Source organism: Escherichia sp. TW14182 (genome assembly GCF_000208525.1).
Classification (GTDB): domain Bacteria; phylum Pseudomonadota; class Gammaproteobacteria; order Enterobacterales; family Enterobacteriaceae; genus Escherichia; species Escherichia ruysiae.
Genome location: NZ_AEJZ01000157.1, coordinates 1 through 21087, shown reverse-complemented (window position 1 = coordinate 21087; position 21087 = coordinate 1). Strand labels below are relative to the sequence as shown.

The 21087-nt window shown below is 52.1% G+C and carries 20 protein-coding genes; 4 read left to right on the top strand and 16 right to left on the bottom strand.

What is annotated here, in order from left to right; genetic code table 11:
• Positions 1-414 (bottom strand): single-stranded DNA-binding protein SSB1 (gene ssb1 / locus EQY_RS0113910; RefSeq protein ID WP_000168308.1); only part of this gene is annotated, 414 nt, incomplete at its 3' end.
• 250 nt (positions 415-664) lie between these two features.
• Between ssb1 and uvrA the strand changes: the two genes are divergently transcribed.
• Positions 665-3487 (top strand): excinuclease ABC subunit UvrA, encoded by a 2823-nt coding sequence (gene uvrA / locus EQY_RS0113905; protein ID WP_000357757.1) that lies wholly within the window; start codon positions 665-667, stop codon positions 3485-3487.
• A gap of 165 nt (positions 3488-3652) precedes the next feature.
• On the opposite strand, the gene EQY_RS0113900 is transcribed toward uvrA, so the two are convergent.
• The 6 genes from EQY_RS0113900 to dnaB form a co-directional block, all read right to left on the bottom strand.
• Positions 3653-4009, bottom strand: a complete 357-nt coding sequence (locus EQY_RS0113900; protein WP_000155671.1) for an MmcQ/YjbR family DNA-binding protein — start codon at positions 4007-4009, stop codon at positions 3653-3655.
• 3 nt (positions 4010-4012) lie between these two features.
• A complete protein-coding gene (locus EQY_RS0113895) occupies positions 4013-4429 on the bottom strand; it encodes a secondary thiamine-phosphate synthase enzyme YjbQ (RefSeq protein WP_000270381.1) in 417 nt (138 codons plus the stop codon).
• Positions 4430-4539: 110 nt separating this feature from the next.
• Positions 4540-5253, bottom strand: coding sequence for an acid phosphatase AphA (gene aphA / locus EQY_RS0113890; protein ID WP_010344812.1), 714 nt, complete (start codon positions 5251-5253; stop codon positions 4540-4542).
• A gap of 334 nt (positions 5254-5587) precedes the next feature.
• On the bottom strand, positions 5588-6781 hold the full coding sequence (gene tyrB, locus EQY_RS0113885) for an aromatic amino acid transaminase (RefSeq protein WP_000486927.1): 1194 nt from the start codon (positions 6779-6781) through the stop codon (positions 5588-5590).
• Between the two features lie 242 nt (positions 6782-7023).
• Positions 7024-8103, bottom strand: a complete 1080-nt coding sequence (gene alr / locus EQY_RS0113880; RefSeq protein ID WP_001147290.1) for an alanine racemase — start codon at positions 8101-8103, stop codon at positions 7024-7026.
• A 52-nt stretch (positions 8104-8155) separates the two neighbouring features.
• Positions 8156-9571 carry a replicative DNA helicase gene (gene dnaB / locus EQY_RS0113875; protein WP_000918355.1) on the bottom strand — a complete coding sequence of 472 codons (1416 nt, stop codon included), beginning with the start codon at positions 9569-9571 and terminating at the stop codon, positions 8156-8158.
• 82 nt (positions 9572-9653) lie between these two features.
• On the opposite strand from dnaB, the gene EQY_RS0113870 reads away from it, so the two are divergent.
• Positions 9654-10637, top strand: coding sequence for a quinone oxidoreductase (locus EQY_RS0113870; RefSeq protein ID WP_000235546.1), 984 nt, complete (start codon positions 9654-9656; stop codon positions 10635-10637).
• A gap of 163 nt (positions 10638-10800) precedes the next feature.
• Here EQY_RS0113870 and pspG read toward each other — a convergent pair whose 3' ends face one another.
• Together pspG and dusA are read right to left on the bottom strand one after the other, a co-directional pair.
• Positions 10801-11043, bottom strand: coding sequence for an envelope stress response protein PspG (pspG, locus tag EQY_RS0113865; protein ID WP_000891403.1), 243 nt, complete (start codon positions 11041-11043; stop codon positions 10801-10803).
• A 135-nt stretch (positions 11044-11178) separates the two neighbouring features.
• Positions 11179-12174 (bottom strand): tRNA dihydrouridine(20/20a) synthase DusA, encoded by a 996-nt coding sequence (dusA, locus tag EQY_RS0113860; protein ID WP_001272042.1) that lies wholly within the window; start codon positions 12172-12174, stop codon positions 11179-11181.
• A 154-nt stretch (positions 12175-12328) separates the two neighbouring features.
• On the opposite strand from dusA, the gene zur reads away from it, so the two are divergent.
• On the top strand, positions 12329-12844 hold the full coding sequence (gene zur / locus EQY_RS0113855; RefSeq protein ID WP_000416266.1) for a zinc uptake transcriptional repressor Zur: 516 nt from the start codon (positions 12329-12331) through the stop codon (positions 12842-12844).
• Between the two features lie 41 nt (positions 12845-12885).
• Here zur and EQY_RS0113850 read toward each other — a convergent pair whose 3' ends face one another.
• The 4 genes from EQY_RS0113850 to dgkA all read right to left on the bottom strand — a co-directional run bounded on the left by EQY_RS0113850 (position 12886) and on the right by dgkA (position 15695).
• Complete coding sequence (locus EQY_RS0113850; RefSeq protein ID WP_001030603.1) at positions 12886-13095, bottom strand: CsbD family protein; 210 nt, start codon at positions 13093-13095, stop codon at positions 12886-12888.
• Between the two features lie 115 nt (positions 13096-13210).
• Positions 13211-14536: an MATE family efflux transporter DinF gene (gene dinF / locus EQY_RS0113845; protein ID WP_000874979.1), complete on the bottom strand. Its 1326-nt coding sequence runs from the start codon at positions 14534-14536 to the stop codon at positions 13211-13213.
• Between the two features lie 72 nt (positions 14537-14608).
• Entirely contained in the window at positions 14609-15217 is a 609-nt protein-coding gene (lexA, locus tag EQY_RS0113840; protein WP_000646078.1) for a transcriptional repressor LexA, read from the bottom strand.
• Between the two features lie 109 nt (positions 15218-15326).
• Positions 15327-15695: a diacylglycerol kinase gene (gene dgkA / locus EQY_RS0113835; RefSeq protein WP_000002906.1), complete on the bottom strand. Its 369-nt coding sequence runs from the start codon at positions 15693-15695 to the stop codon at positions 15327-15329.
• Between the two features lie 169 nt (positions 15696-15864).
• On the opposite strand from dgkA, the gene plsB reads away from it, so the two are divergent.
• Positions 15865-18288 carry a glycerol-3-phosphate 1-O-acyltransferase PlsB gene (plsB, locus tag EQY_RS0113830; protein WP_016159874.1) on the top strand — a complete coding sequence of 808 codons (2424 nt, stop codon included), beginning with the start codon at positions 15865-15867 and terminating at the stop codon, positions 18286-18288.
• Between the two features lie 166 nt (positions 18289-18454).
• Here plsB and ubiA read toward each other — a convergent pair whose 3' ends face one another.
• The 3 genes from ubiA to malM form a co-directional block, all read right to left on the bottom strand.
• Positions 18455-19327: a 4-hydroxybenzoate octaprenyltransferase gene (gene ubiA / locus EQY_RS0113825; protein ID WP_000455237.1), complete on the bottom strand. Its 873-nt coding sequence runs from the start codon at positions 19325-19327 to the stop codon at positions 18455-18457.
• Positions 19328-19339: 12 nt separating this feature from the next.
• Entirely contained in the window at positions 19340-19837 is a 498-nt protein-coding gene (gene ubiC / locus EQY_RS0113820; protein WP_000019215.1) for a chorismate lyase, read from the bottom strand.
• 179 nt (positions 19838-20016) lie between these two features.
• On the bottom strand, positions 20017-20955 hold the full coding sequence (gene malM, locus EQY_RS0113815) for a maltose operon protein MalM (RefSeq protein ID WP_010344810.1): 939 nt from the start codon (positions 20953-20955) through the stop codon (positions 20017-20019).
• Between the last annotated feature and the right edge of the window lie 132 nt (positions 20956-21087).

Sequence of the window (21087 nt, the reverse complement as noted above, 5' to 3'; positions counted from 1 at the left end):
CTGCCCCCAACCGCCCTGCGGCTGACCGCCACCGACGTTACCGCCTGCCGGTGCGCCGCCGCCCTGGCGACCACCCAGCATCTGCATGGTGCCGCCAACGTTCACCACGACTTCTGTGGTGTAGCGATCCTGGCCGGATTGGTCAGTCCATTTGCGGGTACGCAGCTGACCTTCGATATAAACCTGAGAACCTTTACGCAGATATTCGCTGGCAACTTCCGCCAGTTTGCCGAACAGCACAACACGGTGCCATTCAGTCTGCTCTTTCATCTCGCCGGTCGCTTTATCACGCCAGGATTCGGAAGTAGCCAGCGTAATGTTGGCAACTGCGCCACCATTCGGCATATAGCGTACTTCCGGGTCCTGGCCCAGATTACCAACGAGAATAACCTTATTTACGCCTCTGCTGGCCATGTCGTGTCTCCTGAAAAAAACGTTCTAATAAGTGTAAACGCGCGATTGTAGCATTACCAATAGCGGTTTTACCACGATGTGACCTCGGTTCCGGTAAACAAACATGGCCCGACATTGTTACACAGCACTCCGGGTTTTGCATTCCAATACTGTATATTCATTCAGGTCGATTTGTGTCATAATTAACCGTTTGTGATCGCCGGTAGCGCCATGCCGCCGGGCAAAAAAGTGTTTAATCCGGGAAAGGTGAATGGATAAGATCGAAGTTCGGGGCGCCCGCACCCATAATCTCAAGAATATCAACCTCGTTATCCCCCGCGACAAACTGATTGTCGTCACCGGGCTTTCGGGTTCTGGCAAATCCTCGCTCGCTTTCGACACCTTATATGCCGAAGGGCAGCGTCGTTACGTTGAATCCCTTTCCGCCTACGCGCGGCAGTTTCTGTCACTGATGGAAAAACCGGATGTCGATCATATTGAGGGGCTTTCTCCCGCCATCTCAATTGAACAGAAATCGACGTCTCATAACCCGCGTTCCACAGTGGGGACCATCACTGAAATCCACGACTATTTGCGTCTGCTGTACGCTCGCGTCGGCGAGCCGCGCTGCCCGGACCACGACGTTCCGCTGGCGGCGCAAACTGTCAGCCAGATGGTGGATAACGTGCTTTCGCAGCCGGAAGGCAAACGTCTGATGCTACTCGCGCCAATCATCAAAGAGCGCAAAGGCGAACACACTAAAACGCTGGAGAATCTGGCGAGTCAGGGTTATATCCGCGCGCGTATTGATGGCGAAGTCTGCGATCTTTCCGATCCGCCGAAACTGGAACTGCAAAAGAAACACACCATTGAAGTGGTTATCGATCGCTTCAAGGTGCGTGACGATCTTACCCAGCGTCTGGCGGAATCGTTTGAAACCGCACTGGAGCTTTCCGGCGGTACGGCGGTTGTTGCGGATATGGACGATCCCAAAGCGGAAGAACTGCTGTTCTCCGCGAACTTCGCCTGCCCGATTTGCGGCTACAGTATGCGTGAACTGGAACCACGCCTGTTCTCGTTTAACAACCCGGCGGGCGCCTGCCCGACCTGTGACGGCCTCGGCGTACAGCAATATTTCGATCCCGATCGCGTGATCCAGAACCCGGAACTGTCGCTGGCTGGCGGGGCGATCCGTGGCTGGGATCGCCGCAACTTCTATTATTTCCAGATGCTGAAATCACTGGCAGATCACTATAAGTTTGACGTCGAAGCGCCGTGGGGCAGTCTGAGCGCAAACGTGCATAAAGTGGTGCTGTACGGTTCTGGCAAAGAAAATATCGAATTTAAATACATGAACGATCGCGGCGATACCTCCATCCGCCGCCATCCGTTCGAAGGCGTGCTGCACAATATGGAGCGCCGTTATAAAGAGACGGAATCCAGCGCGGTACGTGAAGAGTTAGCTAAGTTTATCAGCAATCGTCCGTGCGCCAGTTGTGAAGGGACGCGTTTGCGCCGTGAAGCGCGCCATGTTTATGTCGAGAATACGCCGCTGCCTGCAATCTCTGACATGAGCATCGGTCATGCGATGGAGTTCTTCAACAATCTCAAACTCGCCGGACAACGCGCGAAGATTGCGGAAAAAATCCTCAAAGAGATTGGTGACCGGCTGAAATTCCTCGTTAACGTTGGGCTGAATTACCTGACACTTTCCCGCTCGGCAGAGACACTTTCCGGCGGCGAAGCCCAGCGTATCCGTCTGGCGAGCCAGATTGGCGCAGGGCTGGTTGGCGTTATGTATGTGCTGGATGAGCCGTCTATCGGCCTGCACCAGCGCGATAACGAACGTTTGCTGGGTACGCTTATCCATCTGCGCGATCTTGGTAATACCGTGATTGTGGTGGAACACGATGAAGACGCGATTCGCGCGGCTGACCACGTTATCGACATCGGTCCGGGCGCAGGTGTTCACGGTGGTGAAGTGGTCGCGGAAGGATCGCTGGAAGCGATTATGGCAGTGCCAGAGTCGTTGACCGGGCAGTACATGAGCGGTAAACGCAAGATTGAAGTGCCGAAGAAACGCGTCCCTGCGAATCCGGAAAAAGTGCTGAAACTGACAGGCGCACGCGGCAACAACCTGAAAGATGTGACGCTAACGTTGCCAGTAGGCCTGTTTACCTGCATTACAGGGGTTTCAGGTTCCGGTAAATCGACGCTGATTAACGACACGCTGTTCCCGATTGCCCAACGCCAGTTGAACGGCGCGACTATCGCCGAACCGGCACCCTACCGTGATATTCAGGGGCTGGAGCATTTCGATAAAGTCATCGATATCGACCAAAGCCCAATTGGTCGTACTCCGCGTTCCAACCCGGCAACCTATACCGGCGTGTTTACGCCTGTGCGCGAATTGTTTGCGGGCGTACCGGAATCCCGCGCGCGCGGTTATACGCCAGGACGGTTCAGCTTTAACGTCCGTGGCGGACGCTGCGAAGCCTGTCAGGGCGATGGCGTGATCAAAGTTGAAATGCACTTCCTGCCGGATATTTACGTACCGTGCGACCAGTGCAAAGGTAAACGCTATAACCGCGAAACGCTGGAGATAAAGTACAAAGGCAAAACCATCCACGAAGTGCTGGATATGACCATCGAAGAGGCGCGAGAGTTCTTTGATGCCGTACCGGCGCTGGCGCGTAAGCTGCAAACGTTGATGGACGTTGGCCTGACGTACATCCGCCTCGGGCAGTCCGCCACCACGCTTTCCGGTGGTGAAGCCCAGCGCGTGAAGCTGGCGCGTGAGCTATCAAAACGCGGCACCGGGCAGACGCTGTATATTCTCGATGAGCCGACCACCGGTCTGCACTTTGCCGATATTCAGCAACTGCTCGACGTACTGCATAAACTGCGCGATCAGGGCAACACCATTGTGGTGATTGAGCACAATCTGGACGTGATTAAAACCGCCGACTGGATTGTCGATCTTGGCCCGGAAGGCGGCAGCGGCGGCGGCGAGATCCTCGTCTCCGGTACGCCAGAAACCGTCGCGGAGTGCGAAGCTTCGCATACAGCGCGCTTCCTCAAACCAATGCTGTAATCACAAAGGCCGCTTTCTGAGCGGCCTCAGACTGATGACAAAGTCTAAAAATGTGCTCGGACAGTCCCCTCGCCCCTCCGGGGAGAGGGGGAAAACCGTGCCGCTTTTGACTTTTAAGCCAGTTTTTCAGCAATATCAGGCCGCTTTCTGAACGGTCTTTTCCTTTCAGAGTTGTACCAGCAATTTGCGTTTTTCTTCCGGCAGCAAATTCACCGCCTGCTGATACGACGCATCGACCAGATAATAGATTTGCGAATCCGGCAACGATCCGTCGAGATATACGGTACTCCAGTGCGCTTTATTCAGATGTCGGCTGGGACGTACATCGCTGTGCTGCTGACGCAGAAGATCCGCCAGTTCCGGGCTGGTTTTCAGCGAAACCGCCGGGCGATTTTCCACTTCTTTCACCATCGCAAACAGCACATCTTCCACTTTGATTTGCGTCGCTTTCCAGTCGCTGTGAACGCTCTGTTCAGCGCCAGGTTTTGCCATGCAATATTGTAGCAACTCCGATATGGTCATTTTTTACTCCCCTTGTAGTGTCGCGATGATGCGACGCGATCCGCCGTGGACACGATGTTCCCCCAGCCAGATACCCTGCCAGGTGCCGGTCTGAATACGTCCTTTATGCACTGGCAAAACAAGCGATACTCCCAGCATTGAGGATTTGATATGAGAAGGCATATCATCTGCCCCTTCATAATCATGCTCATAGTTTCCGTTATCGGGAACAGTGCGGAGGAAAAAACGCTCCATGTCCTGGCGTACCGTGGGGTCGCAATTCTCATTAAGTGTCAGAGAGGCGGAAGTGTGTTGCAGCAACAGGTGCAGTAAACCGACATTAACACGCGGCATATCTGCCAGTTGATTCAGAATTTCATCCGTTACCAGATGAAACCCGCGAGATTTGGCGCTAAGCGTGAGCGTCTTTTGATACCACATGTGCTGCTCCTTGATAAAACTCTCTTAATCAGTTTGCAGCAAGACAGCGAAAGGATAAAGGTGTGATTAAAAAAACAGCATTCGGGAGAGTGACACACTCTCCCGCACTATCAGTATTCTGAATTAACGATCACCTCTTCGCCAAAAGCACCCGCTTGTGGCAAGGGTTTGTAGGTAGAGTTGGAGGCACGCAGAATACGGATACCACGAATGCCGACATCACGCGCGGCAGTCATATCATTATCGGAATCACCATAAAACATTCGGATATTTTTATCCTGCAACCACTGCGTTTTCGTGTTTTGTCCTGGTTTATCACCCGCAAAGATTACCGGATTCATACTGCTTGCCGGAATGTGGAAATCGTCGGCTAATGTTTTCGAAACCGTTTCTGTTTTCGTTGGGCTACGACCAGTCACAAAAAAGATGGTATCGCCACGGCGGACATGTATATCAATTAGCTGACGTGCGACCTCTTTTGGAATGCTGAATTCATCCCAACCATTGTTCATCTTTTCCCAGAATGCTGGGTTTTTTAGATAATCTTCGCTTTCTGGCGAGAATATTTTCTTGCCGCGCCAGAATCCGGGGCTGGAAAACAAAACGGTATCATCGATATCAAACCCAACCGCCATCGGTGGGCGCCCGGCAAGGCTATTTTCAATTTGTGCGACCGATACCCAATGGACGGGTGCCTGTTCAGCGAGTCTGGCAACGTTAGTGCCGGGATTAAGCGGTGAAGGTGAAGAGGCTAACGCAACAGCAGAACTGTTTAGAGCGAACAATAAGCAAACGGCACTCAATGCCTGTGTGATCTTGCGCATATTTTTCCCTAAATAGTCAGTAAGTTGAAACTTTTTATTATGAAGTGTGTTGGAAAAGCCATCTGACCATAACGCCAGCAGCGAGGGAAAGGAAGGATTATCTGCGACTTTTGTGAAGAAAGGGAGAAGGATCACATGAGACCAGTCCATGTTTGTAACTATTTAATAACTTAATATATTTCCATAGTATAAAAATGTTCGGAAATGAAACGCCTATTTTATTCACGTTTATAAGAAATAAGTCTTCATCTCCTTCGTACTATTTACCTGGATAATACATAGCCCCCTTATTTATAATAGAGCAGGCGGCTTTTCAACCGCCTGCTGGTTAACCTTACATCACTGCAGCAAACGCCTTTGCAACGCGCTGCACGTTCGCAGAGTTAAGCCCGGCAACACACATACGACCGCTGGCGATCAGGTAAACGCCAAATTCCTCGCGCAGGCGATCGACCTGAGCGGCGCTTAAACCGGTATAGCTGAACATGCCGCGTTGCTTAAGCAGGTAATCAAAATTGCGCTCCGGCATCTCAGTGCTCAACACCCGCACCAGTTGCTGACGCATTGCCAGAATACGGGTACGCATTTCTTCTACTTCTGCCAACCAACTGGCTTTCAACGCCTCATCATTCAGCACCGTTGCCACTACCTGTGCACCAAAATTCGGCGGGCTGGAGTAAATACGGCGCACAGTAGCTTTCAGTTGCCCCAGCACACGGCCTGCGGCTTCGGCATCTTCACACACCACCGAAAGACCGCCGACACGTTCGCCGTACAGGGAGAAAATTTTCGAGAATGAATTACTTACCAGAGCAGGTAATCCGGCGCTGGCAATGGCGCGAATGGCGTAGGCATCCTCTTCCATACCGGCACCAAATCCTTGATAAGCGATATCGAGAAATGGGATAAGCTCGCGTGCTTTGAGAATTTCAATGACTGCGTCCCATTGGTCGTTGGTGAGATCGGCGCCCGTTGGGTTATGACAGCACGGATGCAGCAGCACAATACTGCGGGCAGGCAATGTTTTTAGCGTCGCCAACAGATCGTCAAAACGCACACCGTTGGTCACTTCATCATACCAGGGGTAAGTGCTCACTTCGAATCCAGCCCCGGCAAATATTGCTACGTGATTTTCCCAGGTTGGATCGCTGACCCACACACCTGATTCCGGGAAGTAGCGTTTCAGGAAGTCAGCCCCCACTTTCAATGCCCCTGAACCGCCAAGCGTTTGAATAGTCGCCACGCGCTGTTGTTGTAACACCGGATGATTAGCGCCAAACAGCAGTGGCGCAATAGCATGGCGATAGCTGTTAAGCCCTTCCATCGGCAGATAAAGTGAAGCGCCGTGAGGCTGCGCATTCAGGCGCGCCTCCGCTTCTTCGACGGCTTTTAATTGTGGAATAATCCCGTCTTCGTTGTAGTACAGACCGATACTCAAATTCACTTTGTCGCTGCGAGGGTCTTCTTTAAAACGCTCCATAAGCGAAAGAATCGGGTCGCCAGCGTAGGCGTCAACTTTTTGAAACACGCGATGGTTCTCCAGGTTTACGGGCAGGTGGTTAAAACACAATAAACCGGAAGATGGGGAAGATCGAGAGGATGTTTAGCAATGAGCAGCAATTAATAACGCAGCGAAGCTGATAAAAAACGCAAAACCTTCAGAGGTACGAACGACAAGAGTGTATCAATTTATTGAATTTACATAAATTTGCAGGCCGGATAAGGCTTTCACACCGCATCCGGCACAGACAATCAACTATTGCAGAACGATTAATCCACGTATTTCATCGCGACCCTTGATGTCAGGCGCGTGATAAGTTCGTAAGCACTCACTTTCGTCATTTCTGCGATACGCTCTACGGGCAGACCTTCGCCCCATAAAATGACCTGATCCCCGGCTTTATCCTGCGCCTGCGGGCCTAAATCTACGCAGATCATATCCATCGCGACTCGCCCCACAATCGGCACTTCGCGGCCGTTCACCAGCACTGGTGTACCGGACGGCGCGGCGCGCGGGTAGCCATCGCCATAGCCCATCGCCACCACGCCAAGGCGGGTATCGCGCTCGCTAATCCAGGTGCCGCCATAGCCTACCGGTTCACCTGCTTTATGCTCACGCACGGCAATCAGGCTGGAGGTCAGTGACATCACTGGCTGGCAACCGAAATCGGCACCGGTGGAACCATCTTCCAGCGGTGACACGCCATAAAGAATGATGCCCGGGCGCACCCAATCAAAATGCGACTGCGGCCATAACAAAATTCCGCCCGATGCGGCGATTGAACGCTTGCCGGGTCTGCCTTCGCAAAAGGTATTGAAGATATCGAGTTGTTTCTCAGTCGCGCCGCATTTTGGCTCATCAGCACGAGCAAAGTGGCTGACAATATTCACCGGCTGACGGACGTTTTTACATTGCGTAAGTCGTTGATAAAACGCTTCAGCTTGTTCCGGTAACACGCCCAGCCGGTGCATACCGGTGTCGAGTTTCATCCAGACGGTAACTGGCTCCTCCAGATTGGCCTCTTCCAGCGCAGCAAGCTGTTCTTCGTTATGCACGGCAGTATGCAGATGTTCAGCGGAGATCGTCGGCAGATCGTCTGCTTCAAAAAAGCCTTCCAGTAACAAAATAGGTTGCGTGATGCCCCCCGCCCTAAGCCGCAGGGCTTCTTCGAGACGGGCAACGCCAAAGGCGTCGGCATCGGGGAGCGTTCGCGCGGTCTCAATCAGACCGTGACCGTAGGCGTTCGCTTTCACCACCGCAACCAGTTTACTGGCAGGTGCCAGTTCACGCAGACGTTGCAGGTTGTGTCGCAGAGCGCGGCGGTTAATCACAACAGTTGCCGCTTGCATTTGTGTTCCTTGATAAGTGTTTGCTTTAATTACCTAATTCATAAAATAATTATTATTCGTCGTCGTACTGTGGCCCCGCGTAGTTGTCGAAACGCGACCATTGACCGTTAAAGGTCAGGCGTACCGTCCCGATTGGGCCGTTACGTTGTTTACCGATAATAATTTCTGCGATGCCTTTTAAATCACTGTTTTCGTGATAAACCTCATCACGATAGATAAACATGATCAAGTCCGCATCCTGCTCGATGGAACCGGATTCACGCAGGTCGGAGTTGACCGGGCGTTTGTCAGCACGTTGTTCCAGAGAACGGTTCAACTGAGACAGCGCCACCACCGGCACATTCAGTTCTTTCGCCAGGGCTTTTAGCGAGCGGGAGATTTCTGCAATTTCCAGCGTACGGTTGTCTGAAAGCGCCGGTACGCGCATCAATTGCAGGTAGTCGATCATGATGAGTCCGATGCCGCCGTGTTCACGGGCAATACGGCGCGCGCGGGAGCGCACTTCCGTTGGCGTCAGGCCGGAGGAGTCATCAATGTAGATATTTCGTTTTTCCAGCAAAATGCCCATCGTGCCGGAAATACGCGCCCAGTCTTCATCATCCAGTTGCCCGGTACGAATTTTGGTCTGGTCAACGCGCGACAACGACGCCAGAGAACGCATCATAATCTGTTCCGATGGCATCTCCAGCGAGAAGATAAGTACTGGTTTATCCTGCAACATCGCCGCGTTTTCGACGAGGTTCATCGCAAATGTCGTTTTACCCATCGACGGACGCGCGGCGACGATGATCAAATCCGACGGCTGCAAGCCAGCGGTTTTTTTGTTGAGATCGTCATAGCCGGTATTAACACCGGTTACACCATCGTGCGGTTGCTGGAACAGTTGCTCAATACGCGCCACCGTGGCGTCGAGCACATCGGCGATATTCTTCGGCCCTTCGTCTTTATTGGCACGACTTTCGGCAATTTTAAAGACGCGAGATTCAGCAAGGTCGAGCAAGTCTTCACTGGTGCGCCCTTGCGGATCAAAACCGGCTTCGGCAATCTCATTCGCAACTGAGATCATCTCACGGACAACGGCACGTTCGCGCACGATGTCGGCATAGGCACTGATGTTCGCTGCACTTGGCGTATTTTTTGACAGTTCCGCCAAATAAGCAAAACCACCAACGCTGTCAAGTTGCCCCTGGCGCTCCAGTGATTCGGCAAGGGTGATCAGGTCAATTGGGCTACCGCTTTCCTGCAAACGCGCCATTTCGGTAAAGATATGACGGTGCGGACGGGTGTAGAAATCATCTGCCACCACTCGCTCGGCCACATCGTCCCAGCGTTCGTTATCCAGCATTAAACCGCCCAACACCGACTGCTCCGCTTCGATCGAGTGCGGAGGCACTTTCAGCCCGGCAACTTGTGGATCGCGATCGCGGGGTTCAGCCTGCTGTTTGTTGAAGGGTTTATTTCCTGCCATAGTGAATGGAGTTACCGAGATAAAGAATGGGTCGAAACTTTACCATATGAAGCAGACCCTGACGATACGTTCTGGAGGACACATGGCAACACGAATTGAATTTCACAAGCACGGTGGCCCGGAAGTACTTCAAACCGTGGAATTTACTCCTGCCGATCCGGCAGAGAATGAAATCCAGGTCGAAAATAAAGCCATTGGCATCAATTTCATCGACACTTATATCCGCAGCGGCCTTTATCCACCGCCATCGCTACCCAGCGGATTAGGCACCGAAGCGGCTGGCATTGTGAGCAAAGTCGGCAGCGGCGTGAAACATATTAAAGCGGGCGATCGTGTGGTTTATGCGCAGTCAACGTTAGGGGCTTACAGTTCTGTGCATAACGTCAATGCCGATAAAGCGGCAATTCTGCCAGCGGCGATCTCTTTTGAGCAAGCTGCCGCGTCGTTCCTGAAAGGCTTAACGGTTTATTATCTGCTGCGCAAAACGTATGAAATCAAACCTGACGAACAGTTCCTGTTCCATGCGGCTGCTGGCGGCGTGGGCTTAATTGCCTGCCAGTGGGCAAAAGCCTTAGGAGCAAAACTTATTGGCACTGTGGGCAGCGCGCAAAAAGCGCAAAGTGCATTAAAAGCGGGTGCATGGCAGGTAATTAACTATCGCGACGAAAATCTGGTCGAGCGATTAAAAGAGATCACCGACGGCAAGAAAGTGCGCGTGGTGTACGATTCCGTAGGCAAAGATACCTGGGAACGGTCGCTGGATTGTCTGCAACGTCGCGGTTTAATGGTCAGTTTTGGTAACTCATCAGGCGCGGTGACGGGTGTGAACTTAGGCATTCTCAATCAGAAAGGCTCGCTGTATGTGACACGCCCTTCCCTGCAAGGCTATATCACCACGCGGGATGAGTTAACCGAAGCCAGTAATGAACTGTTTTCTTTGATCGCCAGCGGCGTGATTAAGGTCGATGTCGCAGAGCAACAGAAATATCCGCTGAAGGATGCGCGGCGAGCGCATGAGATTCTGGAAAGCCGGGCGACGCAGGGTTCCAGCTTACTGATCCCATAAAGAAATTGGGCTTCCACCTGGGAAGCCCTTTCTTTTATAGTTCGGCTGTATGTAGGGTACAGCACGATGAATCTGTTAGAGACGCAATAGTGACAGATTTGATAATCAATTCCTATTTTGTTCTAAGGATAAAACCTTAGGTTGTGATCATCCGCACAATCCCTTAGTAACGCCAGCGGTCATAATGCTGATATTTCGGCACTTTTGGTGCTTTAATCGCCTTAATAACCCACACCACCGCAATCGCCAGCAGTAACCACGGCAGCAACTTAATCATCAATGCCAGCATACCGCCGAGGAACATAATGGCCGTCGCCACAACCAGCGCGGCGATAATGCCCAGCAACGAAACGCCGGTGACCATCAACATGACAAAAAAGCCAATCACAAAAAGTAGTTCCAGCATGATGTACTCCCAAATATGAAATCTCTTGCAGCCATTACAAGAATCATGCCAAAACCTAACATTATGATTTATCAAAAAATATGCCCCGCGACGGTGCGCAGGGCATAGTGAATTTGACTACTTTGTGGTGAAAAATTAACGCTTATCCGCCACCAGTTTGAGCGCATGTTCCAGCACGTTAATGTCAGCACCCGCTTTATGGGCATTTTCACTTAAATAACGACGCCACTGCCGCGCACCAGGAATACCCTGGAACAGACCCAGCATATGCCGGGTAATATGGCCGAGATACGTCCCCTGACTAAGCTCACGCTCAATGTACGGATACATGGCGCGGACTATCGCCACCGGATCGGCATCAGTATCCGAGGAACCAAAGATCTCTCGATCCACCGCCGCCAGAATCCCCGGATTCTGGTACGCCTCGCGTCCGACCATCACACCATCCATATGTTGCAAATGCGCTTTAGCCTCTTCCAGCGACTTGATGCCGCCGTTAATCGACATCGTCAGATGCGGAAAGTCACGCTTCAGTTGATAGACGCGCGGGTAATCGAGCGGCGGGATTTCGCGGTTTTCTTTCGGGCTTAAACCAGAAAGCCAGGCTTTACGCGCGTGGATGATAAACATCTCACACTCGCCTTTACCAGAAACGGTGTTGATGAAATCACAAAGAAATTCATAGCTGTCCTGGTCGTCAATACCAATACGCGTTTTCACCGTGACTGGAATCGACACCACATCGCGCATCGCTTTAACGCAGTCGGCTACCAGTTGCGCATTACCCATCAGGCACGCGCCAAACATGCCGTTCTGTACCCGGTCAGACGGGCAGCCGACATTCAGGTTGATTTCATCGTATCCGCGCGCTTCTGCCAGCTTCGCACACTGCGCCAGTGCCGCTGGATCGCTTCCACCCAGTTGCAACGCCACCGGATGCTCTTCTTCACTGTACGCCAGGTAATCACCTTTACCGTGAATAATTGCCCCCGTGGTCACCATTTCGGTATAGAGAAGTGTATTGCGGGAGAGCAGACGCAGGAAATAACGGCAATGTCTGTCCGTCCAGTCGAGCATCGGGGCAATGGAGAAACGGTATGCGGGATAAGCGGTTTGTGATTCTGCTGACATGGCGTTTTTTTAAGCACCTGGTGAATTGGGGGCGCTACTATAGCATAACGAATATGCGATCAGGCAATGTGACAGCTATGACGCCCTGTTCTCGGCGTTTAAGTGAGAACTATGGTAAAGTAAGGACATTCTTAACCCCACTTTGAGGTGCCCAATGGAAAAGACCACAACGCAGGAGTTATTAGCGCAAGCTGAAAAACTCTGTGCACAGCGTAATGTGCGCCTGACCCCGCAGCGCCTTGAAGTGTTGCGCCTGATGAGTCTGCAGGAAGGAGCAATCAGCGCCTACGATCTGCTTGATTTACTGCGTGAAGCAGAGCCGCAGGCCAAGCCGCCAACGGTTTATCGCGCACTCGATTTTCTGCTTGAGCAAGGGTTTGTGCATAAAGTTGAGTCCACCAACAGCTATGTGCTCTGTCACCTGTTCGATCAACCAACGCATACTTCAGCTATGTTTATTTGCGATCGCTGCGGCGCAGTGAAAGAAGAGTGTGCGGAAGGTGTGGAAGACATCATGCATACGCTGGCGGCAAAAATGGGTTTTGCCCTGCGGCATAATGTGATTGAAGCGCATGGATTATGTTCAGCATGTGTAGAAGTGGAAGCGTGTCGTCATCCTGAACAGTGCCATCATGACCACTCTATTCAGGTGAAAAAGAAACCGCGTTAAGAGGGCGTACATCCTTGTACACGTCGGGCAGGAGGGATTAATTACCAGCGGTATTCATTGCGGGTTTCCCAGTCCACGACCTCTTTCTCTGCCTGATCTTTCTGGTAACCGTAGCGTTCCTGGATTTTACCCACTAACTGATCACGTTTACCTTCAATGACCGTCATATCATCATCGGTCAGTTTGCCCCATTGCTCTTTCACTTTACCTTTGAACTGTTTCCAGTTACCGCCGACTTCGTCTTTATTCATATTCAAGTCCTCATCGTTAGGTGGTGAATGAGAGTACGCTCGCTTTTCTTCTGAACGTGGGATTAAGTGTAGTCAGGAATTTGGCTTAGGATTATTTATTCAGAATATTTAACCGTCACGCTCCGGCAAACCATGTTCCGTTGCGCCAGTGACGACGCCAGATAGCCGCCAGAGAAAGCCCGCGCAGCGCCAGAAAGACGGTTAACGCCAGCCACAAACCATGATTACCCAACCACGGCAACGTGAGGAGCGTCAGCGCAAATCCTGCTGCTGCCACCGCCATACTGTTTCGCATTTCGGCGGCGCGCGTTGCACCTATAAACATGCCGTCCAGCAGATAACACCAGACACCAACCAGCGGTAAAATGACCTGCCAGATAAGATAGCGATCGGCCAGCTGCTGAATCTGGATTAATGACGTCAGCAACGCAATAATGTGTTCCCCTGCCAGCAAATAAATCACAGAAAACAGCAACGCCACGATCCCCGACTGGCGACACGCTGCGCGCCAGACATCCAGTAACTGGCTCCCGTCGCGCGCACCGTATGCCTGACCTGAATGAGCTTCAACCGCGTAGGCAAAACCATCCAGCGCATAGGCGGTAAAGGTGAGTAGCGTCATCAGAACCGCGTTAACGGCGATAATGTCACTTCCCAGTCGCGCGCCAAGTACCGTTATTGCACCAAAACAGAGTTGCAATAACAGGGAGCGCAGCATGATGTCGCGGTTAAGCGCCAGCAAGCGACGGACGTTTCCTCGCCAGGCTGTTTTCAGCATTTCGCCGGAAATACCGCGTAGTTTGAGGATTTTACGCACCATTAGCAGACCAATCAGCAACGTCGCATATTCTGCGATGACCGTTGCCAGCGCCGCGCCCTGCACGTTCATATGCAGCCCCATCACCAGCCAGACATCCAGCACAATGTTGAGAATATTACCCACCACTAACAGGACAACCGGCGCACGGGCATATTGCACGCCGAGCAACCAGCCAAGTAATACCAGGTTTGCCAGCGACGCCGGTGCACTTAGCCACCGAATTTCAAGAAAGCGCCGCGCCTGTTCCAGCACGGCTTCACTGCCACCAACAATATGCAGCGCCAGATCGATAATCGGTGTACGCAACAGAGCAATCAACGCGCCAGCCCCCAGCGCCAGTAGCAACGGCTGCACCAGCGCACGCGCTAATGCCTGAGGATTTTTGGCACCATACGCCTGCGCAGTAAGCCCGGTAGTGCTCATGCGCAAAAACAGCAACAGCATAAAGAGAAAGCTGGTCGCCGTTGCGCCAACCGCCACGCCGCCCAGATAAACCGGACTATCAAGATGACCAATTACCGCCGTATCAACCAGCCCCAGCAACGGAACGGTGATATTGGAGAAAATCATAGGTAAGGCGAGATGCCAGAGAGCTTTATCAGATGAAGTGAGGAATGCCATGCAGACAAGCCTGATGAAGAGAGATGAAAAACAAACCGCGACGCCAGGCGGCATCGCGGTATCAGAGATCTGTTACAGCCAGTCGCCGTTGCGAATAACCCCAACGGCCAGCCCTTCAATGGTGAAGCTCTGCTGACGAAGGTCAACGACAATCGGTTTAAACTCGCTGTTTTCTGGCAATAATTCGACTTTATTGCCCTGTTTTTTCAGACGCTTAACGGTAACTTCGTCATCAATACGTGCGACAACGACCTGACCATTACGTACATCCTGAGTTTTATGCACTGCCAGCAAGTCGCCATCCATAATGCCGATATCTTTCATCGACATTCCGCTGACGCGCAGCAGGAAATCGGCATTCGGCTTGAACAAGGAAGGATCGACCTGATAATGACCTTCAATATGCTGCTGCGCCAGAAGCGGTTCACCGGCAGCCACACGACCTACCAATGGCAACCCTTCTTCCTCTTCCTGCAACAAACGAATCCCACGCGATGCGCCGGAAACAATTTCAATTACGCCTTTGCGTGCCAACGCTTTCAGATGTTCTTCTGCCGCGTTTGGGGAACGGAACCCCAAACGCTGCGCGATTTCCGCACGCGTCGGCGGCATACCTGTCTGGCTGATGTGATCACGAATGAGATCAAACACCTCTTGTTGCCTGGCCGTTAACGCTTTCATTCCGCCCCCTGGGTGTATATACAGTTATGCTGTGAGTATATACAGCAAAAGGCGATTTTGGAACCATAAACTACACAATAAACCAGAGATTTATCGAATTCTGGAAGGGTTATCCAAAATGCGACCATAACAGAATGACCCAGGTTGCCACAGCGACGATAATCGCGATCAGCACCGCTGCGGACCCCATATCTTTCGCCCGCCCGGAAAGTTCGTGATATTCAGAGCCAATACGATCAACCACCGCTTCGATGGCGCTATTGAGAATTTCCACAATCATCACCAGCATGACGGAGCTGATAAGCAGCACGCGGGTAATCGCGTCCACATCCAGCCAGCAAGCGATGACCACCGCCAACAATACCGCCACGCCTTCCTGACGGAATGCCGCTTCGTTGATCCATGCAGCGCGTAAACCTTTCCAGGAATAGCCAGCGGCTTTGATAATTCGAGTGAATCCAGTGGTATTATTGGCCATTGAAAGAACCTTTTTACATTATGAGCGTCAATATCAGTGTACCGTTGAATCCGATGATTCCGGTAGCGTAGCGCCGCGCGAAACATGAGCGGATACCACAGAATTTCCCATGACTTTCTGCTATCCTTCCCGCGCATTTGCATTATTAACCAGAGGCTTTACATCGTTTATGTCCGGCTGGCCACGAATTTACTACAAATTACTGAATTTACCATTAAGCATCCTGGTAAAAAGCAAGTCTATTCCGGCAGATCCTGCCCCGGAATTGGGGCTCGATACCTCTCGTCCAATTATGTACGTTTTACCGTACAACTCAAAAGCGGATTTGCTGACGTTGCGCGCCCAGTGCCTGGCGCATGATCTGCCTGATCCATTAGAGCCGCTGGAGGTAGACGGCACGCTACTGCCGCGCTATGTGTTTATTCATGGCGGGCCGCGTGTTTTCACCTATTACACGCCGAAAGAAGAGTCTATTAAGCTGTTCCACGACTATCTCGATCTGCACCGTAGCAACCCAAATCTGGATGTGCAGATGGTGCCGGTATCGGTGATGTTTGGTCGTGCGCCAGGACGTGAAAAAGGCGAAGTAAACCCGCCACTACGTATGCTCAACGGCGTGCAGAAATTTTTCGCCGTACTGTGGCTTGGTCGCGATAGCTTTGTGCGTTTCTCGCCGTCAGTTTCGCTACGCCGCATGGCTGATGAACACGGCACAGATAAAACTATCGCCCAAAAACTGGCGCGCGTGGCGCGTATGCACTTTGCCCGTCAGCGTCTGGCTGCCGTGGGTCCACGCTTGCCTGCTCGTCAGGATTTGTTCAATAAGCTGCTCGCCTCGCGTGCAATTGCCAAAGCGGTAGAAGATGAAGCGCGCAGCAAAAAAATCTCCCATGAAAAAGCGCAGCAGAACGCGATTGCGCTGATGGAAGAGATTGCGGCGAATTTCTCTTACGAGATGATCCGCCTGACTGACCGTATTCTGGGCTTCACCTGGAACCGGCTCTATCAGGGAATCAACGTCCATAATGCCGAACGCGTTCGCCAGCTGGCTCACGACGGTCATGAGCTGGTGTATGTGCCATGCCACCGTAGCCACATGGACTACCTGCTGCTCTCTTACGTGCTGTATCACCAGGGGCTGGTGCCGCCGCATATCGCCGCCGGGATCAACCTGAACTTCTGGCCTGCCGGGCCGATTTTCCGCCGTCTGGGGGCGTTCTTTATTCGCCGTACTTTTAAAGGCAATAAACTCTACTCTACCGTATTCCGTGAATATCTCGGCGAACTGTTCAGCCGTGGTTATTCCGTTGAGTACTTTGTGGAAGGCGGTCGTTCGCGTACAGGACGTTTGCTTGATCCGAAAACCGGCACACTGTCGATGACCATTCAGGCGATGCTGCGTGGCGGTACGCGTCCGATTACGTTGATTCCGATCTACATCGGTTATGAGCACGTCATGGAAGTGGGTACTTACGCCAAAGAACTGCGCGGCGCGACAAAAGAGAAAGAGAGCCTGCCGCAGATGCTGCGCGGTTTAAGCAAGCTGCGTAATCTCGGTCAGGGGTATGTCAACTTCGGTGAACCGATGCCGTTGATGACCTATCTCAACCAGCACGTGCCAGACTGGCGTGAATCTATTGATCCTATCGAAGCTGTACGCCCGGCCTGGTTAACGCCGACAGTCAATAACATTGCTGCCGATCTGATGGTGCGCATTAACAACGCAGGCGCGGCTAACGCCATGAACCTGTGCTGTACTGCGCTGCTGGCGTCACGTCAGCGTTCACTCACTCGCGAGCAATTGACTGAGCAGCTGAATTGTTATCTCGATTTGATGCGCAACGTGCCTTACTCCACGGACTCTACCGTTCCTTCAGCCAGCGCCGGTGAGCTGATTGATCACGCGCTGCAAATGAACAAGTTTGAAGTTGAGAAAGACACCATCGGCGACATTATTATCCTGCCGCGTGAGCAAGCGGTGCTGATGACCTACTATCGCAACAACATTGCGCATATGTTGGTTCTGCCTTCGCTGATGGCAGCGATTGTGACGCAGCATCGGCACATCTCCCGCGAAGTGTTGATGGAGCACGTCAATGTGCTTTACCCAATGCTAAAAGCGGAGCTGTTCCTGCGCTGGGAGCGTGACGAGTTGCCGGGTGTTATTGATGCGCTGGCGAATGAGATGCAACGCCAGGGGCTGATTACGCTGCAAGATGATGAGTTACATATCAATCCGGCGCACTCCCGTACGCTTCAGTTGCTTGCCGCAGGCGCGCGTGAAACGCTGCAACGTTATGCGATTACCTTCTGGCTGTTGAGCGCCAACCCGTCGATCAATCGCGGTACGCTGGAGAAAGAGAGCCGCACTGTGGCACAACGTCTTTCCGTGCTGCACGGCATCAACGCACCAGAGTTCTTCGACAAAGCGGTGTTCAGTTCTCTGGTGCTGACGCTGCGTGATGAAGGATATATCAGCGACAGCGGCGACGCCGAACCGGCAGAAACGATGAAGGTTTATCAGTTGCTGGCGGAGTTGATTACGTCCGATGTACGCTTAACGATTGAGAGTGCGACGCAGGGCGAAGGGTAACTGATGAGCGTTGCCGGATGCGGCGCAAACGCCTTACCCGGCCTACTATGACCTGCAAATTCAATAAATTGCGATGTGTTATGTAGGCCTGATAAGCGCAGCGCATCAGGCAGCATTTCACAGAAAAAAAGCCGGATGACCATGATCATCCGGCTTTTTTACATCATCAGAAATGCCAGTAACTCATTGCCAGCCCTAAAAACAGTACCAGGCCAACATAGTTATTATTCATAAACGCTTTAAAACAGGCTTCACGCTCGCGGTTGGCAATCAGTTTTTGTTGATAAACAAACAGTGCGCCCGCGATCAGTATTGACCAGTAATATCCCCAGCCTAAGCCATTTAACTCGCCGATAATCGCCATCAGCACCAGCACGCCAATCTGCAAAATGCCGATAATCAACTTATCGTATTGTCCAAACAGGATCGCGGTGGACTTAATGCCAATCTTCACGTCGTCATCACGGTCAACCATCGCATACTGCGTGTCGTAAGCCACCGCCCACAGAATATTGGCGAGGAACATTAACCAGCAGCTTAACGGCACCGATTCACTCACAGCGGCAAAAGCCATTGGAATCGACCAACCAAACGCCGCACCCAGCACTACTTGCGGTAAATGGGTATACCGCTTCATAAACGGGTACACCCACGCCAACGCCAGTCCGGCAATCGACAACAGAATGGTCATCGTGTTCAGCGTCAATACCAGTAAGAACGAAATCAGCACCAGCACCACAAATAGCGTTCGCGCCTCTTTCTCCGTCACCGCGCCACTGGGAAGCGGTCGGTTTGCCGTGCGCTTAACATGACCATCAAACTTACGATCAGCATAGTCATTCACTACACAACCGGCGGCACGCATCAGCCAGACGCCAGCGACAAACACCGCCAGGATCCAGAGTTGGGGAACACCGGGTGTCGCCACCCATAGCGCCCATAAAGTTGGCCAGAGCAGCAGTAACGCACCAATTGGCTTATCCGTACGCATTAAGCGGTGAAACGCCAGCAGCTTATTTTGCGTCAGACTCCACTCCATATTTTTTTCCTCTTAGTACAACGGTGATGCCGGTAAAAACAGTTCGGTCAGCAGCAGCGGCTTACCACTTAATCGCAGGCGGGAACGTCGCCCCCAAAGTCCGGCATCACTGCCTATCTCAATAAAGTCACGGGTTAATGTCGATGATGTAAACAGATAGCGTCCTAACGGCGTTTTACCCAAATTTTGTAACGCCAGCTCGGGGCCGCTTAGCGTTGACACAGGAACGACAGTGCGACCGGCAAGCCACGGTTCTCCATCTGCACATAACAAAATCTCACGTAACCAGTAACGGGATTCTTTCGGCAGCAGCGGTAATTCTTCGGGGATTTCATTCTGCTCGACAAACCCTTCGCGGATCATCGTCACGCTCACCGTTTTTCCCTGCTGTTCAAAACGTTTGGTCATGGAATCTTCCAGCAACAACCAGTCGAGCAGTTGCGGTTCCAGCGCAGGGATCTCTGCAAAATAGCGCAGCGCACGCAGTTGCGTTAACGCGGGGTGTGACATGCCGAACTCTCCGTTACATAACGTAAAGGCATTGTATCGCAGAAAAGCGTTAACGGGAGATGTAAAGCATATTAAGTGATCTAATACGCAACAATAACGCAACAATCACAGGAGAGAGAGAAAAAAAGGTGCGCCCGAAGACGCACCAGTTGTTGCAAAATCAGCACTGTGGGGCGTAATTACCCCTTGCCTTTTACACTGCTGATAAAGGTGGAACGGGCAGATGTCGAGCCCAGGCGTTCAGCTTCATCAAGCAGTTTTAACGCCTTATCAACATCACCTTTCGCGACAGCGTTTTTAATCGCGGTATTAAAATAACTTTCCGTGTCGTTGAGCATAGGTTCACTTTTCTTCGCCGGTGCCGGAGCAGGTGCAGCTGCGGCTGGTGCCGTGTAGGTCGCCGGTGCCGCAGTGTTGCCTACCGTAACCGGAGCTGGAGCGGAAGAACCAAACAACGGCCCCACCAACACGCTGGAGCTGGAGTTGGTTTTCACTTTCAGTTTCAGCAGACCATCGGTGGTATGACGGGCAACCGGGTCTGGAATATCCGGCACCGAGTTACCAACACCTTTAGCATAGGCTTTTGCCGGATCGAGCAGTTGTGTCGTCTGCTGGAGATCTTTTTCAGTGGTAAAGACCAGCACATAAAGTTTCTGCTGCCCTAATGCAGGTGTCAGTCGCATAACGCCTTCCAGACGATCTGCACTCATCACGCCAGGTTCCTGGTAGGTGAAATAACTGCTGGGGAAGAAGGCCGATGGTGTCATGTTCTGATCAAGAATCAGCACGTTCGGCGCAAATACGCTGGTTTGTTTGTTCACTTCACTGGTCAGCGTCAGTGTCAGCTCGCCAATGTTTGCCGGGACGCTGTATGCGGCAACCGAACCGCTGATGCCAGGGACGTTCAGTTGTTGACCGCCAGTAGCTAACCGGGTGGTCTGGGTTTTAGATTGATCGACTGGTGTCCAGGTTAATTGTTGCAGCGCGGCAGATGGAATGGCTGGCGCATCGCTGGTGTTTTGCGGTACGTAGTTAACATCGGCAAGGCTGATTCCAGGCGCGCTTGCCAGCAACCCTGCTGATAAACAGAGGGCGATGAGACTTTTATTCATTTTCATTGTTTTCACCTCAAAATCTGGAGTTCAGCGGTAGCCAGGCAATAGCGCGCTTAACCCGATAATCAGAGGGGCTTACGCCCCTTATAAATAATGACAACCTGTTTTATGCCGGATGCGGCGTGAACGCCTTAT

What these genes read in the sequence shown, in the direction of transcription:
- uvrA (WP_000357757.1), top strand. Translation starts at nt 665, where the DNA reads ATGGATAAGATCGAAGTTCGGGGCGCCCGCACCCATAATCTCAAGAAT.
- EQY_RS0113900 (WP_000155671.1), bottom strand. Translation starts at nt 4,009, where the DNA reads ATGACCATATCGGAGTTGCTACAATATTGCATGGCAAAACCTGGCGCT.
- EQY_RS0113895 (WP_000270381.1), bottom strand. Translation starts at nt 4,429, where the DNA reads ATGTGGTATCAAAAGACGCTCACGCTTAGCGCCAAATCTCGCGGGTTT.
- aphA (WP_010344812.1), bottom strand. Translation starts at nt 5,253, where the DNA reads ATGCGCAAGATCACACAGGCATTGAGTGCCGTTTGCTTATTGTTCGCT.
- alr (WP_001147290.1), bottom strand. Translation starts at nt 8,103, where the DNA reads ATGCAAGCGGCAACTGTTGTGATTAACCGCCGCGCTCTGCGACACAAC.
- dnaB (WP_000918355.1), bottom strand. Translation starts at nt 9,571, where the DNA reads ATGGCAGGAAATAAACCCTTCAACAAACAGCAGGCTGAACCCCGCGAT.
- EQY_RS0113870 (WP_000235546.1), top strand. Translation starts at nt 9,654, where the DNA reads ATGGCAACACGAATTGAATTTCACAAGCACGGTGGCCCGGAAGTACTT.
- pspG (WP_000891403.1), bottom strand. Translation starts at nt 11,043, where the DNA reads ATGCTGGAACTACTTTTTGTGATTGGCTTTTTTGTCATGTTGATGGTC.
- dusA (WP_001272042.1), bottom strand. Translation starts at nt 12,174, where the DNA reads ATGTCAGCAGAATCACAAACCGCTTATCCCGCATACCGTTTCTCCATT.
- zur (WP_000416266.1), top strand. Translation starts at nt 12,329, where the DNA reads ATGGAAAAGACCACAACGCAGGAGTTATTAGCGCAAGCTGAAAAACTC.
- EQY_RS0113850 (WP_001030603.1), bottom strand. Translation starts at nt 13,095, where the DNA reads ATGAATAAAGACGAAGTCGGCGGTAACTGGAAACAGTTCAAAGGTAAA.
- dinF (WP_000874979.1), bottom strand. Translation starts at nt 14,536, where the DNA reads ATGGCATTCCTCACTTCATCTGATAAAGCTCTCTGGCATCTCGCCTTA.
- lexA (WP_000646078.1), bottom strand. Translation starts at nt 15,217, where the DNA reads ATGAAAGCGTTAACGGCCAGGCAACAAGAGGTGTTTGATCTCATTCGT.
- dgkA (WP_000002906.1), bottom strand. Translation starts at nt 15,695, where the DNA reads ATGGCCAATAATACCACTGGATTCACTCGAATTATCAAAGCCGCTGGC.
- plsB (WP_016159874.1), top strand. Translation starts at nt 15,865, where the DNA reads ATGTCCGGCTGGCCACGAATTTACTACAAATTACTGAATTTACCATTA.
- ubiA (WP_000455237.1), bottom strand. Translation starts at nt 19,327, where the DNA reads ATGGAGTGGAGTCTGACGCAAAATAAGCTGCTGGCGTTTCACCGCTTA.
- ubiC (WP_000019215.1), bottom strand. Translation starts at nt 19,837, where the DNA reads ATGTCACACCCCGCGTTAACGCAACTGCGTGCGCTGCGCTATTTTGCA.
- malM (WP_010344810.1), bottom strand. Translation starts at nt 20,955, where the DNA reads ATGAAAATGAATAAAAGTCTCATCGCCCTCTGTTTATCAGCAGGGTTG.